At 45.3% G+C, this 17,579-nt stretch carries 13 protein-coding genes and 2 tRNA genes; 7 read left to right on the top strand and 8 right to left on the bottom strand.

Annotated elements, in window-relative coordinates; genetic code table 11:
- Positions 1-19: 19 nt before the first annotated feature.
- The 7 genes from B3S93_RS04615 to B3S93_RS04585 all read right to left on the bottom strand — a co-directional run bounded on the left by B3S93_RS04615 (position 20) and on the right by B3S93_RS04585 (position 5,549).
- Entirely contained in the window at positions 20-712 is a 693-nt protein-coding gene (locus B3S93_RS04615; RefSeq protein WP_292399576.1) for a response regulator transcription factor, read from the bottom strand.
- Positions 705-2,069 carry a sensor histidine kinase gene (locus B3S93_RS04610; RefSeq protein WP_292399577.1) on the bottom strand — a complete coding sequence of 455 codons (1,365 nt, stop codon included), beginning with the start codon at positions 2,067-2,069 and terminating at the stop codon, positions 705-707. The genes B3S93_RS04615 and B3S93_RS04610 overlap by 8 nt, the downstream gene beginning before the upstream one ends.
- 539 nt (positions 2,070-2,608) lie before the next feature.
- Positions 2,609-2,682: transfer RNA gene (locus B3S93_RS04605), tRNA-Cys, on the bottom strand.
- A gap of 79 nt (positions 2,683-2,761) precedes the next feature.
- Positions 2,762-2,836: transfer RNA gene (locus B3S93_RS04600), tRNA-Gly, on the bottom strand.
- Between the two features lie 38 nt (positions 2,837-2,874).
- Positions 2,875-3,432 carry a CDP-diacylglycerol--glycerol-3-phosphate 3-phosphatidyltransferase gene (gene pgsA, locus B3S93_RS04595; RefSeq protein ID WP_292355778.1) on the bottom strand — a complete coding sequence of 186 codons (558 nt, stop codon included), beginning with the start codon at positions 3,430-3,432 and terminating at the stop codon, positions 2,875-2,877.
- 53 nt (positions 3,433-3,485) lie between these two features.
- Entirely contained in the window at positions 3,486-5,327 is a 1,842-nt protein-coding gene (uvrC, locus tag B3S93_RS04590) for an excinuclease ABC subunit UvrC (RefSeq protein ID WP_292399579.1), read from the bottom strand.
- A gap of 12 nt (positions 5,328-5,339) precedes the next feature.
- Positions 5,340-5,549, bottom strand: a complete 210-nt coding sequence (locus B3S93_RS04585) for a hypothetical protein (protein WP_292355782.1) — start codon at positions 5,547-5,549, stop codon at positions 5,340-5,342.
- A gap of 152 nt (positions 5,550-5,701) precedes the next feature.
- Here B3S93_RS04585 and mfd point away from each other — a divergent pair, with 152 nt between their 5' ends.
- The 7 genes from mfd (at position 5,702) to B3S93_RS04550 (ending at position 15,203) form a co-directional block, all read left to right on the top strand.
- Entirely contained in the window at positions 5,702-9,160 is a 3,459-nt protein-coding gene (gene mfd, locus B3S93_RS04580; protein WP_292399581.1) for a transcription-repair coupling factor, read from the top strand.
- A complete protein-coding gene (locus B3S93_RS04575; RefSeq protein WP_292399583.1) occupies positions 9,160-9,927 on the top strand; it encodes a methyltransferase domain-containing protein in 768 nt (255 codons plus the stop codon). The genes mfd and B3S93_RS04575 overlap by 1 nt, the downstream gene beginning before the upstream one ends.
- 90 nt (positions 9,928-10,017) lie before the next feature.
- Complete coding sequence (locus tag B3S93_RS04570) at positions 10,018-10,887, top strand: ATP-dependent zinc protease (protein ID WP_292355788.1); 870 nt, start codon at positions 10,018-10,020, stop codon at positions 10,885-10,887.
- A 9-nt stretch (positions 10,888-10,896) separates the two neighbouring features.
- On the top strand, positions 10,897-12,408 hold the full coding sequence (locus B3S93_RS04565) for an inactive transglutaminase family protein (protein ID WP_292355790.1): 1,512 nt from the start codon (positions 10,897-10,899) through the stop codon (positions 12,406-12,408).
- On the top strand, positions 12,405-13,406 hold the full coding sequence (locus B3S93_RS04560; RefSeq protein WP_292355792.1) for an alpha-L-glutamate ligase-like protein: 1,002 nt from the start codon (positions 12,405-12,407) through the stop codon (positions 13,404-13,406). The genes B3S93_RS04565 and B3S93_RS04560 overlap by 4 nt, the downstream gene beginning before the upstream one ends.
- A 19-nt stretch (positions 13,407-13,425) precedes the next feature.
- Positions 13,426-14,145 carry an SIMPL domain-containing protein gene (locus tag B3S93_RS04555; protein ID WP_292399586.1) on the top strand — a complete coding sequence of 240 codons (720 nt, stop codon included), beginning with the start codon at positions 13,426-13,428 and terminating at the stop codon, positions 14,143-14,145.
- The gene (locus tag B3S93_RS04550) at positions 14,145-15,203 is read left to right on the top strand and encodes a PA0069 family radical SAM protein (protein WP_292399589.1); all 1,059 of its coding nucleotides are present in this window, start codon (positions 14,145-14,147) and stop codon (positions 15,201-15,203) included. The genes B3S93_RS04555 and B3S93_RS04550 overlap by 1 nt, the downstream gene beginning before the upstream one ends.
- Here B3S93_RS04550 and B3S93_RS04545 read toward each other — a convergent pair.
- The gene (locus B3S93_RS04545; RefSeq protein ID WP_292399592.1) at positions 15,189-17,429 is read right to left on the bottom strand and encodes a diguanylate cyclase; all 2,241 of its coding nucleotides are present in this window, start codon (positions 17,427-17,429) and stop codon (positions 15,189-15,191) included. The two genes, B3S93_RS04550 and B3S93_RS04545, sit on opposite strands and share 15 nt — an antisense overlap.
- Between the last annotated feature and the right edge of the window lie 150 nt (positions 17,430-17,579).

The raw sequence follows: 17,579 nt of genomic DNA, 5'->3' as shown, positions 1-17,579 counted from the left end.
TCGAACTGTGTAGGTCTTGCTAAACAATCACTATGGCTTCGGTCAATTCATAGCCGACATTACGTACCGTTTTTATCGGGAACCTGAACTGGTCTGAACTCAGCCGGTGGCGCAGGCGTGACATATGTATATCGAGGCTTCGGCTTTCCGGGGAATAATTAGGATTGCCAATCGCTGTGTACAATGCTTCGCGGGTTGATGGTTTACCCTGACGGGATTGTTGGGTCAGTTCGGATAACAAGGCAAACTCACTGCTGTTCAAAGCATGTTGCTGACCATCGGGTGATGTCAGAAGCCAGCTCGTTGTATCCAGCGTCCAACGTCCGGTCTGCCTGAAAGGTTTCACAGCCTGCGTCGTAAAACGATTGCGCATAACGGCCAATAATTCACGAATATCAACGGGTTTGGGCAAGTAATAATCCGCACCTGAATTAAGACCACTTACCCGGTGTTCTACTTCCCCCATTGAAGACAGCATGACCACATCCACGTAAGTATTTTGTTTTAAATGGCGTGCAATGTTGAAACCACTGTCATCTGGCAAATTCACATCCAGCAATACCATATCAGGGTGAAATGTCTCCATTATCTGCCTTAGCTGTGATGCAGATTCTGCCTCTTGCACCACAATGCCCTCATTGATAAGCACAGCTTTGATTGGCGCTCGAAAGTCCGGATCGTCATCGACTATTACAACTCTGGGCTTAGCCATTGCTTTCCTCTGTCTTTGTTAACCGTACGGTAAATGTCGTCAGCCCATCACAGTTCACTGTGACCTCACCTTCATGCATTTCGGTAATTTTTTTGACAAAAAACAATCCTAACCCTGAGCCCCCTGTCGAGTGACCATTGTCAGCACGGTAGTATTTATCAAAAATATAATGGCGCTGTTGTTCATCAATACCTTCACCATCATCCATTACCTGAACCAGATAATCATTGCCCTGCTCCAGTAAACTCACCTGCACAGATTCAATATTTCTCGCATGCCGCAAGGCATTGGCAATCAAATTGGCAAATAATACCGGCAGAAAAATGGATTCACCTTTGACCACAGCATCGGTAGAAACTGTGGAGTGAAATGTCACATTAAATTCGTCAGATAAACTCCTGAGAATTTGCGTCAGCGAAACAGGTTCTAAACTGACCTGGTTGTTTTCGATTGAGTGGGCCATCCATTCATCATCCAGGCATCGCTCCACCAGTGAATTGAGTCGTTCTGAAACATTTTTAATTCGTGACAAACTCTCTTCCACAAAGCCGGTCTGTGGCGTTGCTAACAATAAGGCAGCATCTGCATTGGCTTTGATTGCACCAATCGGTGCTTTGAACTCGTGCGACAACATCGCCATGAAGTGCTGCTGCTCCTGAAGCGAACGATGGGCAATGTCACGGGCATAACTGACCTGCTCGACCTTAGCTCTTAATTGCTGCTGCAACTTTTCCGACGCCAATATGATAAGACCGATGGTCGTTACGATACTGTTGATGATCCCCCACAGAAAAATCATATAACCCGCATTGAAATCTAAAAATCTTACCTCCCCAATTGGGGTAATCAACATATTCGGAATACGCCACAAACTTATCGCGCTGAATAAAAAAAACATCAATGCCAGGCCTTTTCTGCCTGGCAAGTCAATGGCATTTTTCCCCAACACCCAACCACACATCATGCCTAATATGCCGAGACCCAGCGACGAGATAATGATACGTTCACCAAGATTTTCATTGCCAGGGAACAACATAAACAGCGGGGACAAAACAACGATTAGCGTTGATGGAATCACCCAACTCGTTTTTAAATCGGTCAGTAATCTGACAGCCTGATAATAAAAAAGAAATGACAGAAAAAAACAGCTATTGCTCACCATGATCGATACCATCGGCTCGATGCTATCCCTGAGCAATAAGAACACGGAACCTAATGCCTGACAACCACCTCCAATGGCGGCATATTGCATTCCATTTATCTCTTTTATCAGTCGATAAAACAGAAATAAGGCGATTGCCGCGATACAGGTGGTGATAACTAAAACAAGGACAATTGTTCGAAGATCAGGAAACACTATTTTCTCGCAGAGACAGGTTTGAGATAGAGCGAAAGAGTCCGGCTAAATCACTTTAGTGAGGAATTTAAGACTTAAGACTTTTAATAAACAACATGAACCAGCGGGAAATGAGCAATCTACGAACCCGTCCTGATTTCTGTTGCTGCTGATGGCACACGAAGTCCACCAATCAGTCTTTCGCCCAATGATAAAGTGGTTAAATGCCACCTTCAAGTTTCTGGCAAAGATCGTTCATTTCTTTGCGGCTTCCAGCATGACTGGCTATATAAACGATTATGGAAGATAAATAAAACTGCTTTTTTTCAACCCTCCTCATATTACAAAAATCTTGGAATTTCATCCCCTATTCTCGCTTTTAAAGTTACAGATAAGTTTGCCATTCATTAAGGCATACAACTTTTACGCAGCCCCGTTCAAACGGATGATTTAGGTGAAGTAAAAGCTATATAGAGGGTCCATCATGGAAAACATCAAATTGCAGGCATAAAAAAAGCGCCGAAAGCGCCTTAACTATTTGATTGTATTGAACTTTAAAATGGAGGCTGGGGTCGGAATCGAACCGGCGTTAACGGAGTTGCAGTCCGCTGCATGACCACTCTGCCACCCAGCCATGGTATGTCTTTTTTCTTACGTTTCAAGACTAAAAAGCCGCAGTAGTAACTTGGACTGACCGCGGCTTTTTTTATTCTTGGAGCGGGAAACGAGATTCGAACTCGCGACCCCAACCTTGGCAAGGTTGTGCTCTACCACTGAGCTATTCCCGCTTAGGAAGACGTGCATTATAGGCACTTAATATTTTCTGTCAACCCTTATCTACCAACACTGGCAAGGCTGCTTTCAAGTAGCTGATCATTGAGGTCAAAGTGAGTAATGCGGCTATGTATAACAAGCCTACACCGATTTCAAAAACAGGTAATCCAAACAGCGGTTTATAGAATATCAGGCAACCGATAGCGACCATTTGAAATGTGGTTTTCCATTTGCCGATAGAAGAAACCTGAACTACATGGCGGGCACCAATTTCAGCCATCCATTCGCGTAATGCGGAAATTGTGATTTCACGAAATACGATGACAATCACCGGAAGCAGAATAAACCATACTGGTGATTTGAAAAGAATCAGCAATAACGCCACCACCACAATTAATTTATCTGCGACAGGATCAATAAACGCTCCAAAGGGCGAGGTGAGGTTCATCCTTCGAGCCAAATAGCCATCCAGCCAATCCGTGATACCTGCCAGCACAAAGACAATGGTGGCCCACAAAGGAGCATAGGTACTGGGAAGAAAATACAGTACCACCAGAACAGGTATTAAAAGCACCCTGAGCAGACTGAGTAAGTTAGGTATATTCAGCATAAATCGTTTCGTTATAAGCTATAGATAACGCTTATGTTAGCACTATGACGTGTTTAATTGTCCGGATGGAACATATCGTAAATTTTTTGTGCCAAAGCAGCACTGATTCCATCCACCCTCTGCAGATCTTCAACCCCTGCCCGTTTTACTTCCTGAAGGCCGCCAAATTGCTGCAATAATTTTTGTCTACGCTTGGGGCCTAATCCGGCAATATCTTCCAAGGTTGAGCTTTTACGGGCTTTGGCACGGCGTTGACGATGACCGGTAATGGCAAAACGGTGCGCTTCATCCCGAACTTGCTGAAGTAAATGTAATGCGGGTGAATCTGCAGATAAGATCACTTCGCCAGCCCGACCGACCAGAAATAACGTTTCTTCACCAGGTTTACGTGCAGGACCTTTAGCGATACCTAAGATAGGAAGATCACTTAAATTCAGCTCAGCCAGCACTTCCTGCGCTTCTTTAATCTGTCCCTTACCACCATCAATCAACAGTAAATCCGGTCGTTTTCCTTCACCGTTATTCAATCGGGTAAATCGACGACTCAATGCCTGATGCATGGCGGCATAATCATCGCCACCGGTAATGCCTTCGATATTGAATTTACGGTAATCGCTTTTAATTGCGCCTTCCAGACCAAATACCACGCAGGAAGCTACCGTGCGCTCGCCACTGGTGTGACTGATATCGAAACACTCAATACGTTTGGGCATTTCATCCAGCTCTAATACATCCTGCAGAATTTCAAAACGCTGCAATAAATTGGAGCGACTGCTGATACGCTGGGTAAGACTGATATCGGCATTGGTCATCGCCATCTGCAACCAACGTGTCGCATGGCCACGTTGCGGCTTACGCAGGCTGACTTTATGTCCCGATTCGGTTTGCAATACTTCCTGCAACAGCTGTGATTCTTCAACTTCATGACTCAGCAGGATTTCCGCCGGCACGTCTTTACCAAGATAATACTGCGGTATAAAGGCCGCCAGTAATTCTGACTCGGTCAAATCCGACGACCCTTTAGGGAAATAGGATTTGCTACCTAAATTACGTCCACCTCGTACAAAACTGACTTCAACTACTGCTATACCATCTCTGACTATCGCCGCCAGCACATCGGAATCACCTTGCATTGAGCTGACATACTGGCGTTCCTGCACCCGGCGTAAACTGATGATTTTGTCACGGATAAAAGCCGCCTGTTCGAACTGCAGATTCTGTGACGCCGTGTCCATCTGCTGGCTCAACTCATCCATTACCTGCTGGTTTTTACCTTCCAGAAACATAATGGTGTGCTGCACATCTTTTTGATAATCGCTTTCAGAGACTAAATCAACGCAGGGCGCAGTACAGCGTTTAATTTGATATTGCAGACAGGGCCGGCTGCGATTTTGATAATAACTGTCTTCGCACTGACGCACCGGAAACAGTTTTTGTAATAGATTCAGACTTTCCCGAACCGCCCCGGCACTGGGATAAGGACCAAAGTATTTGCCTTTTTTACGCTTGGCACCGCGATGAACGCTTAAGCGAGGAAATTTATCACCGGATATCAATAAGTATGGGTAGCTTTTATCATCCCGCAATAACACGTTATAGCGAGGCATCAACTCCTTGATCAGATTATTTTCCAGGATCAAGGCTTCGTTTTCAGTATGCGTGACAGTGGTTTCAATCGCCGCGATCTGCGCCACCATCACCTGGGTTTTACTGGTTAAACCGCTGCTGCGAAAGTAACTGCCAACACGTTTTTTGAGATTTTTTGCCTTGCCGACATAAATGACCGTGCCTTCAGCATCGAGCATACGGTAGACACCAGGACGACTGGTTAGTGATTTTACAAAACTGACCGGATCGAAATGGGATTCTATAGTGGGGTTTTCAGCCTGACTCATTAAATTTCGTAATTAAGAATTATCGTCTTTTCGTGGAGAATATTGGCGCTGATAACATTTATGGGCCTGATAAAAACTGTTAGCAGACAAGCCTAGTAAAATTAATCCACCGATTACTGCAGGTACATTTTCGTGATAAAAATAAAACATGGCCAAGGCAGCTAATAACTCAGCAGTGCCAATAACTTTTAATAACACAACATTTTCCGTACGTTTCCCCATGTTCCATCTCCGCTTCGTTGCAAAAATTTTGACTATAGCATTAACACTTATTGTTTGTAAGGACATTATCTTCCTCCGAAATCACGAGTGCTGTGATCGGGCAATTGTGGGAAAATAACGCGCTTTATCATTTCACTATCAGGGTATCACTCTTGCCAGCTAATTTGCTTCAGCCTGTCTTACCAGCATCAGCCAAAGATCAACTTCGTGCCGGACAATTATACGGTAGTGCACAGGGTTTGCTGTTAGCTAAAGCGGCTCAGCAACATAATGGTCCATTATTAGTGGTCACTGATGATGTTGCCAGCGCCCATCGGCTTGAACTGGAAATTCGTTTTTATCTGGGCGATACCGAGCTGCCAATATTGCATTTCCCGGATTGGGAAACCTTGCCTTACGACAGCTTTTCGCCGCATCAGGATATTGTTTCAGAACGACTGCAGACATTACATCAACTACCCGACTTTAAACGCGGCATTTTACTGGTGCCGATTGCCACCCTGATGCAGCGCATTGCACCGCGAGCATTTCTCGATGGCAACCACCTGGAACTGAAGATTGGCGATCAGTTTGATATTGAACAATGGCGATTGAAACTGGAAAAATCCGGTTACCGGAATGTTGCCCAGGTGATTGAGCACGGTGAGTTTGCGGTTCGCGGTGCGATTATCGATTTGTTTCCAATGGGCAGTCGGCATCCTTACCGTATTGATTTATTTGATGATGAAATTGATACGCTTCGAACCTTTGATCCGGAAACCCAGCGATCCATCGACTCCATTGATCAGATTCAGTTGTTACCGGCGCGAGAGTTTCCAGTTAATGACGACAGTATTGCGTTATTCCGTAAACAATTCCGTCAGTATTTCGATGGGGATCCGCAACGCAGTTTGATTTACCGGGAAGTCAGTGCCGGCAATATGCCGGGCGGTATAGAGTTTTATCTGCCGCTATTTTTTGAGCAAACTGCCCGACTCACCGATTATCTGCCGGATAACACGCTGTTAGTACAGCTCAATGACACCTTTAATGCTGCTGAACTGTTCTGGCAGGAAATCCAGATCCGTTACCGTCAGCATAGTGTTGATCCAGAAAGACCATTGTTACCCCCGATCAATGTGTTTGTGCCGGTAGAAGAATTATTCAGTCAGTTCAAACAATGGCAAAGACTGCAATGCCAGAACTTTGAATTGGATGGCTCGGCAGGTAACAGCAACTATGCCACGGTAATGCCACCATCTTTACCGCTGAACTCAAAGCAGGATCGTCCCTGCGAAGCGTTACATCAGTTTATCGATAAATTTTCCGGCCGAATCTTAATCGCTGCCGAATCGGCAGGACGTCGTGAAACCCTGCTGGACCTATTGCGTAAAAACCAGCTGCAACCCAAAGTTGTCGACAACTGGGATGCGTTTATTAACGAAAATGCTCCGCTATGCATTACCGTGGCTCCACTCGAACAGGGTTTGCTACTGCAAGTTGAAAACATTGCGGTGGTGGCTGAAACCCAGCTGTTCGGCCAGCAGGTTATGCAACGCCGTCGTCGTAGCCGTAAAAAACGTGACTCCGATGCCATCATCCGAAACCTTGCTGAACTGACCATTGGTGATGCCGTGGTGCATGAAGATCATGGTGTTGGCCGCTATCTGGGTCTGCAAACACTGGATGTTGGTGATGTGGCCACTGAATATGTCACATTGGAATATGCCAAGGGCGACAAGCTCTATGTGCCCGTGGCCTCATTGGATTTAATCAGCCGCTATTCCGGCTCTGCACCTGAACTTGCTCCGTTACATCAACTTGGTACTACGCAATGGGAAAAAGCGCGCCGCCGTGCAGCTGAAAAAGTACGTGATGTGGCAGCAGAATTACTCGATATTTATGCCAAACGCGCTGCCAACAAAAAACCGCCGATGCAATCACCCGATGAACAATATGAAGCCTTCTCCGCGGCATTCCCGTTTGAAACTACGCCCGATCAACAGGATGCGATTGATGCTGTGATTGCTGATATGCAATCAGAAACACCGATGGACAGGCTGGTATGTGGTGATGTGGGCTTTGGTAAAACCGAAGTCGCTATGCGCGCCGCTTTTTTAGCAGTTCAATCAGGCAAACAGGTCTTGGTCCTGGTGCCCACCACCCTGCTCGCTCAGCAGCATTATGAAAACTTCAAAGATCGTTTTGCTGATTGGCCCATGCGCGTTGAAGTTTTGTCCCGTTTCCGCAGTAAAAAACAGCTTGATGATGTTAAAGCAGCGATCAGCGAAGGGACTGCCGATATTGTCATTGGTACCCATAAATTATTACAGCAGGATATTGATCCCAAACGACTGGGCTTGTTTATTCTTGATGAAGAACATCGTTTCGGTGTCACACAGAAAGAACAGCTGAAGAAATATCGTGCCCAGATCGATGTCCTCACTTTAACCGCGACACCGATTCCCCGTACCTTGAATATGTCTATCTCCGGCATTCGTGATTTATCGATTATTGCCACAGCACCGGCACGCCGGTTAGCAATCAAAACCTTCGTATTGCAATGGAATGCCGACAAAATACGTGAAGGCATGCTGCGTGAAATCAAACGTGGCGGACAAGTGTACTTCTTGCATAACAAGGTCGAAGACATTGATCGGGTGGCACGCGAACTGGAAACCTTAATGCCTGAAGCGCGCATTGCCGTTGCCCATGGTCAGATGCGTGAACGTGAGCTGGAACAGGTAATGCTCGACTTTTACCATCAGCGTTTTAATGTGCTGGTCTGCACCACCATTATTGAAACTGGTATCGACGTACCGACTGCCAATACTATCTTTATCGACAGAGCCGATAAATTAGGCTTGGCCCAGCTTTATCAAATCCGTGGTCGTGTCGGTCGTTCACATCACCGTGCTTATGCTTATCTGATTACCCCACCGCAACAGGCCATGACAGCGGATGCAATTAAACGTCTTGAAGCGATTGAATCAATTGAAGATTTGGGGGCAGGCTTTACCCTCGCGACCCACGATATGGAAATTCGTGGTGCCGGTGAATTATTGGGCGATGAACAAAGCGGCCAGATGCAGGAAATTGGCTTTACCTTATATAACGAACTGCTGGAACGTGCAGTCAATGCATTGAAATCCGGTAAAACCCCGGATCTGGATAATATGGCGCGCCACACAGTTGAAATCGATCTGCATGTGCCCGCATTGATTCCATCCGACTATCTGCCTGATGTGCATACCCGACTGGTGTTATATAAACGCATTGCAGCGGCGGCAGATAAAGAAGCTTTACGCGAACTGCAGGTGGAAATGATTGATCGGTTTGGTTTGTTACCGGAACCAGTACAAACCTTATTTGCTGTACATGAGTTGCGCCTTAAAGCCAAAACCATCGGTATTCGCAAGATTGATGTTTATGATCAAGGGGGTCGTTTGCTGTTTGATAAAGAACCTCAGGTTGAACCGATGACCATCATCCAGTTGATTCAAAAACAACCCTCTCGCTTCAAACTGGATGGTCAGGATAAATTACGCTTTACCGATAACATGCCGGATGCGGAAAGTCGGATCATGGTTATAGATACACTGCTGGATAACCTGCTTAAACCGGCCGCCTGATGCAACAGGATCGAAATTTCGACGATTTGGCTGAGCGATTTAATGCGCGAATTTATGACACAGCTAAAGGCCAGTTACGATTAGAGATCCTTAAACAGGATCTACAGCAGTTTACCGAGGCTAAACCATTAAGCATCTGGGATGCTGGCTGTGGTGCCGGGCAGATGAGTTTATGGTTAGCCGGTTTTGGTCATCAGCTGACGTTGTGTGATATCTCTGAAAAACTGTTAAGTCAGGCGCGACAGGAATTTGCTCAGTCAAGACTGGAAGCCAGTTTTCACCATGCCTCTATTCAACAATTGGCGCCGCAACTGGCAGCGTTTGATTTGGTAATTTGTCACGCCGTTGTGGAATGGCTGGCAACTCCCCTGGAAACGCTGAAACAGGTCATGGATCGCGTCAAACCCGGTGGTTATCTGTCCTTGATGTTCTATAATCGTAACGCTATGGTTTACAAAAATATCATTCGTGGTGGCTGGAGACTGGAACCAATTCTTAATGATCGCTATATTGGTGTTGGTAACAAGCTCAGCCCACCCAATCCGCAATACCCATTTGAATTGATTCAGTTTTTACAAAATAAGGGTTTTGACATTAAACAACAAAGTGGAATCCGCGTGTTTAGTGATTATTTGAACTCTGAGACTCGTCGCCAGACAAATGAACAGGAATTGCTGGCTTTAGAGCAGCAATATTGCCGAATGCCAACCTATCGTGATATGGGACGTTACGTGCATTTACTGGCCGAGAAAAAGTCGCCGGGTTAACCGGGAATACTTCATAATATGCAGCCCAATCAAGCCGAACTTGATAAACGCGTTTTGACTTTATAATCCGTTTTAAGATTTAGGAAAGACATGCTCAAACTAAAACTTCCATTCATCATCCTGGTATCAAGTCTGTTGACCACTGCTTGTATTCAAAACCAGTCACGCCCGACTGTTTCCAATGAACAATTAAAATCCGCACTTAGCGACACTGAATCACGAATGGAAACTCAGGTTCGCCAACAGTGCCAGAAAATCATTGATAACCAGAACAAACACCAGTCTGGGCTACAGTCATTTTCCAAAGAACAACAAATTACCCGTAAACAGCTTGATCAGCTTAATGATCAAGTTGCAGAACTGAATGAAACACTGGCTAAACGTGCCGTTGTTCAGTCAGTACAAGCTATTCAGCCAATGGAAACCAGCAGTTGTCCACCAGCGGCACCCATGACGTTAAATGACAAACTGGTATTGGGCCAAACAGAATGGTTGTGGATTGAAGCCGTAAATCGGGTGTTTCCTGCGCGAGTCGATACAGGCGCTACAACATCATCTTTGACAGCTCAGGATATTATTACTCTGGAGCGTGATGGACAAAAATGGGCGCGTTTCACCATTGTTCCGGAAGAAGGCAGCGACAATAGTTACGAAGTGGAAGCCCCCATTGCCCGGATAGCGAATATTCGCCAGTCCTCGACCAACGAACTTGATAAACGCCCCGTGGTAAGACTAACCATTCGTATTGGTAACATGACGGACACCGCAGAGTTCACTCTGACCGATCGCTCGCATATGAGTTATCCGATTCTGTTAGGTCGTGAATTTTTAAAAGATATCGCGGTGGTGGATGTGGCTAAGAAAAATGTTCAGCCAAAACCCGAAATCCTCAAAGATCGTGCATCGGCGATACCGAAAAAAGCCAAGCAGGCTAACCCTAAAGCATCAGACGAAGAATAAGGATTCATCATGGCATCACGTACGCCTTTTTATATTCTGGTAAGTCTGCTGTTTCTTGCCGGTACTGCGTTAACTCTGCACCGGCATATTGCTTTTGATATTCCCTGGTTTCCCGGTGAGCAAAGACAGACCTGGTCAATTGAAGCCAAGGTAGATTTTGAAGCTGATGGAAATCCGGTAACGGCGCGTTTAGCCATTCCAAATACCCAACCCGGTTTTACACAGCTGAACCAACAGACGGCCAGCCCGGGTTATGGGCTTTCTTTTGTTGAACGTGAAAGTGGTACCTATGCTGAATGGTCAATTCGTGAAGCAACTGGTAACCAGTCTCTGTATTACAAAGTAGATATGCTGGTTGATCCTTTTGCCATTCCAGACGAACAGGTTGTCATTCCAAGCGCTAAACCGAATGTCGAAAAAGAGCCCTATGCTACTGCAGCACAAATGATTCTCGATCGTGCAATAGAACGTTCATCATCCAATTACACGCTGGCTCGGGAGTTAATACATGAGTTTAATAATCAACAACAAACCGCTGAACTGCTGGCACAGGTCAAACCCAGAACAGCCTGGATTTCACAATTGCTACAGGAGGCAGGTGTACCAGCGAGGCGTATCCATGCATTAGAACTTGAGGATGGCCGTCGCCGACAGTCGTTAATTGAATATATTCAGGTGTTTGAGGGGGAAGAATATGACATCTTCAATCCTGAAACAGGTGAGCAGGGTCAAGCGGAAAATATGTTGTTGTGGCAATATCACTCCGGACCGGTACTGGAAGTCATTGGGGCGACAAATGCTCAGGTTTCCTTTTCAATGATCTCTCAGGAACAACCTTTTAATATCGCGTTAAATCAAAAGTTTGCCGATAATGAATGGCTGAATTTCTCGTTATATACACTCCCGCTGGAAGAGCAGGCCATTTTCAAAGGCATTTTATTGATCCCGGTTGGTGTTTTAATCGTTGTATTAATGCGCATTCTGGTCGGTATCAAAACCTCCGGTACCTTTATGCCGGTATTGATTGCCATGGCGTTTATTCAAACCAGTCTGCTGACCGGTCTGATTGGCTTTTTATTGATTGTCGGTGTGGGACTGATGATTCGCTCCTATTTGTCCTACCTGAATCTATTACTGGTAGCCCGAATATCCGCGGTAATCATCATGGTTATTGGCATGATCGCCATTTTCTCCATCATCGCCTATAAATTTGGCCTGACTGAAGGTATGAAAATCACCTTCTTCCCGATGATCATTCTGGCGTGGACAATTGAGCGTATGTCGATTCTTTGGGAAGAAGAAGGTGCCAAACAAGTCATGATTCAGGGTGGCGGTTCTCTGTTGGTGGCCATTTTGGCTTATATGGCAATGAATCTGGACTGGGTGCGTCACTTGACCTTCAACTTCATGGGAATTCAATTCATCCTGATGGGATTGACCCTGGTGGCAGGAAGTTACACCGGCTATCGTTTACTGGAGTTAAAACGCTTTAAACCGTTAACCAAACTGGACAAATCATGAGCGAGCCAGCAGTAAAAATGAACTGGTTCCAAACCATGCGTGAACGTTACGCGCATCCCGGTGCACTGAGTAAAATCGGTGTATTGGGGATGAACCGTCGTAATGTTTCCTATATTAGCCGTTACAATCCCCGGCATCTTTTTCCATTAGTAGACGATAAGCTACAGACCAAGGAACTGGCTTTAGAGGCCGGGGTAAAAGTCCCTGATTTAATTGGCGTTATCAGTGAACAGCATGCGGTTAAAGAATTAAGTCAGATTCTGCAGCGCTGTAGTAGCGGATTCTGCATCAAACCAGCCCACGGATCAGGCGGTAAGGGCATCATGGTAATTACCCGTCAGAGTGAAGAAGGTTACCGAAAGTCTAACGGTCAATTTGCCACTATTAGTGATCTGGAACGCCATGTCAGCAATATTCTGGCGGGTCTATTCTCACTGGGCGGCCGAGCCGATGTGGCCATTATTGAAGATTTGATTCACTTTGATGATTGCTTCAGCGGCTTCAGCTATGAAGGCGTACCGGATACCCGTGTTATTGTTTTCCGGGGCTTTCCAGTCATGGCGATGATGCGCTTATCCACCGCAGATTCCAATGGTAAAGCCAATCTGCATCAAGGTGCGGTCGGCGTTGGACTGGATATAGGTGATGGTCATGCTCTGCGGGCCGTACAATTTGACAAGCCGATTCTATTACATCCGGATACCGGATTGAATATGATGACGTTGAAGGTCCCGCATTGGGAAGAAGTATTAACACTGGCAGTATCTTGCTATGAAATGTCAGGGCTGGGATACTTAGGCACTGATATTGTTTTGGATCGTTTTAAAGGGCCAATGCTACTTGAATTAAATGCCCGGCCTGGACTGACCATCCAGATTGCCAATGGCAAAGGCTTGCTGCCACGACTACGCCAGATAGAAAGTCTTAGTCATAAGAGAAGAATGAGTGTCGCTGACCGCGTCGCCTATGCAAGAGAACACTTTACCGATCATCGCTGATTCTATGGGAGTTCAGGATATGGCCAATCAAACCAAATCGACCGCATTGATTTTAGGTGGCGCATTATTTCTGGGCTTGACACTGCTGGGATTTCAACTTGGCAAGGCGTTGATTGATTTTAAACAATTCGAACGCAGCGTCACGGTAAAAGGTTTATCTGAACGTGACTACCCTGCTGATGTGGTGATTTGGCCTATTCAGTTTATTGAAGCCAACAATGATTTGCCTGAGCTTTATCGGACTGTCGAAGATAACAGCAGTAAAGTTCGTGATTTTCTGCTCCAACGTGGCATTGATGAAGCTGAAATCACTTTTAATGCTCCTTCCATTACCGATAAATCAGCCCAGCAATATGGTGGTGGCCCAAGGGCAGAATTTCGTTACACCGCAAACCAGACAATAACCGTTTATTCAGAAAATATTGAAGCGGTTCGCATGGCAATGACAGATTTGGCCGATCTGGGCAAAAAAGGTCTGGTATTAGCGGGTAATAACTATATGGCACAGACCGAATATCTGTTTACACGACTGAACGAAATCAAACCGGAAATGATTGAAGAAGCGACCGAAAATGCCCGTGAAGTTGCCGAAAAATTTGCCGAGGATTCTGACAGCAATCTAGGCAAAATCCGCAAAGCATCTCAAGGTCAATTCAGTATCAGCGCCCGCGATAATAATAATCCGCATATCAAAAAGGTTCGGGTGGTTTCTACAGTGGAATATTATTTGTCTGATTGATGCCTCCTACACAACCTTCTATCAAAGGACGAGGAACTGCAGACAAAATTGATGGACGTTTCAACACACATCAGCGTGAAACGGTCGAAGATGGCTGGTTTCAGGAACCGGAAAACCCGCCCAAAACCACGGTAGAAATTGAACACCCCAAAACCATCATCACCCGTAATCAATCCCCGGATCTGCCTTTTAGCCAATCTATTAATCCCTACCGGGGCTGTGAACATGGCTGTATTTATTGTTATGCAAGGCCATCACATGCCTATTTAGGGTTATCGCCTGGCCTTGATTTCGAAACCAGACTTACGGCCAAACCCAATTCTGCCATTTTGCTCAAAAAAGAGTTAGCTGCAAAAAGCTACTCATGTTCGCCAATATCATTGGGAGCCAACACCGATCCCTATCAGCCCATTGAACGCGAATATCAAATCACTCGTCAGATCCTGCAAGTGTTGAATGAAACCTGCCATCCCTGTCATATCGTCACCAAATCATCTATGGTTGAACGGGATATCGATATTCTGCAGCAAATGGCCCGACAAAATCTGGTTCGGGTACATCTTTCAGTAACCACATTGGATCCAGCGCTATCGCGCTTACTGGAGCCCAGAGCCAGCGCGCCGAAACGACGACTACAAACCATTGAAACCTTACGTGCTGCAGGCATCGAGGTGACGGTATTGATTGCCCCGGTTATACCCGTATTAACCGATGCCGAACTGGAAAATATTGTGAAAGCTGTTACCGATGCAGGCGCATTGGATGTTAATTACATTCTGCTCAGATTACCCCTTGAGGTAAGCCCATTATTTGAAAACTGGCTGCAAACTCACCGACCAGATCAGGCCCAGCACATTCTGAACCGAATCCATGACTTACGTGGAGGTAAAAACAACGATCCGCGCTTTGGTCACCGCCTGCGCGGTGAAGGGATATTTGCTGATCTGTTAGCCCAACGCTTTCGAAATATCACTAAAAAACTTCAGATCGACTCTAAATTAGCGCCTTTAAGGCAGGATTTATTCCAGGCTCCCGGTCAGCAGCTATCCCTTTTTTAATGCATCATTCTTTTCGGCAGTGTGCACCTGATTACGGCCAGCATGTTTTGCTGAGTAAAGAGCGGCATCAGCAGCAGCAATCAATATATGCTCGTCTTTCAACGGTTCTGGCCAAGTGGCTACACCAATTGATGCTGTCACCCCATCCAAAGCTTTACCCTGATGAAACAATACAAGCTCACTGATTTTTAGTCTTAATTGTTCTGCAACCTTGAAAGCCGCATTGCCATCACACTCAGGAAGAATGACCAAAAACTCTTCCCCACCTAAACGACATGGAAAATCAGTTTTACGGAAACTTTCTTTCAACAGGGTGCCGACGGCTCGAAGAACCACGTCACCAGCATCATGACCGAAACTGTCATTAAAACGTTTGAAATGATCAACATCGATCATAAGTACTGACAAAGATTTATCATTTCGACGACAGCGCGCAACTTCATGCTCAAATATTTCTTCAACAAAACGACGATTATACAATCCGGTCAACACGTCTTTTATAGACAGGTTACGTAACGTCTGTCTTAGTTTGATATTGGATAAGGCAAGCGCCAATCGTGCAGCAGCCGATTGAGCAAGCTCAACAAAAACCTGCTTTCCGTCGTTAGTGGGGAGTTGAAGATGTAATACTCCAAGTGTTTTGCCATCAGCCAGCATAGGAATGCAAATATAAGCACCTTGCTCTGTCTCAGCAATATGATTACAACGGGTATGCAGTCCTTCGGGTTCAAATTGCCAGCTACGGCCCAATCTTAAAGACCAGCAATCATCAGGGGCAAAGCCATCATGTTTTTCGATCGCTTTTTTTCCCCAGCTGACACCATGCATTAAAGCATTACCGCTATCCCGATAGGTATAAATCGTGCCCTCTAAATCATCAAACAATTGGGTAAGAGACCGCCCAATTATTGGCCAACTTTCATCCAATGTATGACAGGACTGCAGCATGTCAGTCAGCTCATTCATAACAGTAATTTCAAGTCGTTGTTTTTCCAGCAGCTTAGCTCTATCAATAGCTTCACGACTGGCCGACTCCAGTGCCAGAGTGCGTTCCTGCACTTTCAGTTCAAGACTTTCTTTGGCTTGTGTCAAAGCTTGCTGATTGGCAGCCTGTTTGTTTTCGTAACTTTCCAGATAACTAACCATTAAGTCAAAGTTGTGGGCTAGTGTTTTTAATTCACTGGCCCCGACCATTTGTCCAATACGAATACCACGCTGACCGCTTGACACTTGTTCAACCAGGCTTGCCAGCTTGCTCACCGGCCGACGCACTGCGAGCTCAGCGATAAACCATGCAGCGAGAATAACTAAAAGGCTAACCACCGCCAGTACACTTAATGTTCGCCAAAAAATAGCATCGACTTCCGCAAATAACTCCTCCGTTGGCAGACCTACGCTCAATAAAATATTGGATTCACCAAGACCAATTTGGTCAAATGCATACCAGCGCGGTGTATTATCCAGACCGCGTACTTCCATTGTCTGTCGATTAGTCGTGTTACCAATGAGCGTTTGAAACAATTCACTTTCACGAGCTTGCAGCCCAGTCATAGAGAACGGGTCCGGCGCTCTGACCAGTACTGTTCCATCTGGTTGCCATAAAGTCGCCGTGACATTATTTAGACTTTTGCTGTTGAGAGAATGCGACCGAAGATTATGATTGAGAAACAGGGAAAGATTGATGCTAACGCCAACGACACCCATAATTTCACCCGTTGATGAATATAAAGGCAGCGCTATTGGCATGACCATTTGCTTGGAGATTTTTCCTTCTACGGGTTGACCAACAATAATTGCTCCACCAGACAAGGAATTCTGAATGTAATCCCTATCCAGCAGATTTATCGTTGTCTCATTATTTGTTGCAGTACAAATGACTTCCCCATTGAGATCCACCGAATAAATATTGCTGTAACTGGCAAATTGTTTACTCAGATTGGCCAACTGCTGATTACATTGTGGAGAAGCTTTAAGCCATTTCTCAGGTGTTAATGACAATGAGGTTAATAACTGAGAAGAGGCATAAATAGCATCTTCGAAATCGTTGTGAATCAATTCAACAATCGTGGACAATTTATTAATTGCCTGTTCACCTGTGAGTCGTCGATTTTCCAAAGCTGAATAGATTAATACCAATGCAACTGGAACCAAACTTAACAAAACCAACAAAACTAAACGACTACGGATACTGGCTAACTGAGGGAAAAATTTTGAGAATAGGGACATGTAGACCTTACAATTTCGAATTCATCTATGGCTTTATTGCGCCTTAAGAAGTTTGTTAATTGTTTCTGTTTAAATAGCGTAACGGTGCTGATTTTAGGTAAGGATGGGTGGATTACTTACTTCAACTACATCAATTTGTTCTGACTATCA

Origin of the sequence: Methylophaga sp. UBA3613 (assembly GCF_002375415.1) — a bacterium.
GTDB lineage: Bacteria > Pseudomonadota > Gammaproteobacteria > Nitrosococcales > Methylophagaceae > Methylophaga.
The sequence above is the reverse complement of the archived record's forward strand: the minus strand, read 5'-3'. Positions and strand labels throughout refer to the sequence as shown.

Excerpts from the sequence above, each read along its gene's own strand:
- B3S93_RS04615 (WP_292399576.1), bottom strand. The coding sequence starts at position 712 with ATGGCTAAGCCCAGAGTTGTAATAGTCGATGACGATCCGGACTTTCGA.
- pgsA (WP_292355778.1), bottom strand. The coding sequence starts at position 3,432 with ATGCTGAATATACCTAACTTACTCAGTCTGCTCAGGGTGCTTTTAATA.
- uvrC (WP_292399579.1), bottom strand. The coding sequence starts at position 5,327 with ATGAGTCAGGCTGAAAACCCCACTATAGAATCCCATTTCGATCCGGTC.
- B3S93_RS04585 (WP_292355782.1), bottom strand. The coding sequence starts at position 5,549 with ATGGGGAAACGTACGGAAAATGTTGTGTTATTAAAAGTTATTGGCACT.
- B3S93_RS04575 (WP_292399583.1), top strand. The coding sequence starts at position 9,160 with ATGCAACAGGATCGAAATTTCGACGATTTGGCTGAGCGATTTAATGCG.
- B3S93_RS04570 (WP_292355788.1), top strand. The coding sequence starts at position 10,018 with ATGCTCAAACTAAAACTTCCATTCATCATCCTGGTATCAAGTCTGTTG.
- B3S93_RS04565 (WP_292355790.1), top strand. The coding sequence starts at position 10,897 with ATGGCATCACGTACGCCTTTTTATATTCTGGTAAGTCTGCTGTTTCTT.
- B3S93_RS04560 (WP_292355792.1), top strand. The coding sequence starts at position 12,405 with ATGAGCGAGCCAGCAGTAAAAATGAACTGGTTCCAAACCATGCGTGAA.
- B3S93_RS04555 (WP_292399586.1), top strand. The coding sequence starts at position 13,426 with ATGGCCAATCAAACCAAATCGACCGCATTGATTTTAGGTGGCGCATTA.
- B3S93_RS04550 (WP_292399589.1), top strand. The coding sequence starts at position 14,145 with ATGCCTCCTACACAACCTTCTATCAAAGGACGAGGAACTGCAGACAAA.
- B3S93_RS04545 (WP_292399592.1), bottom strand. The coding sequence starts at position 17,429 with ATGTCCCTATTCTCAAAATTTTTCCCTCAGTTAGCCAGTATCCGTAGT.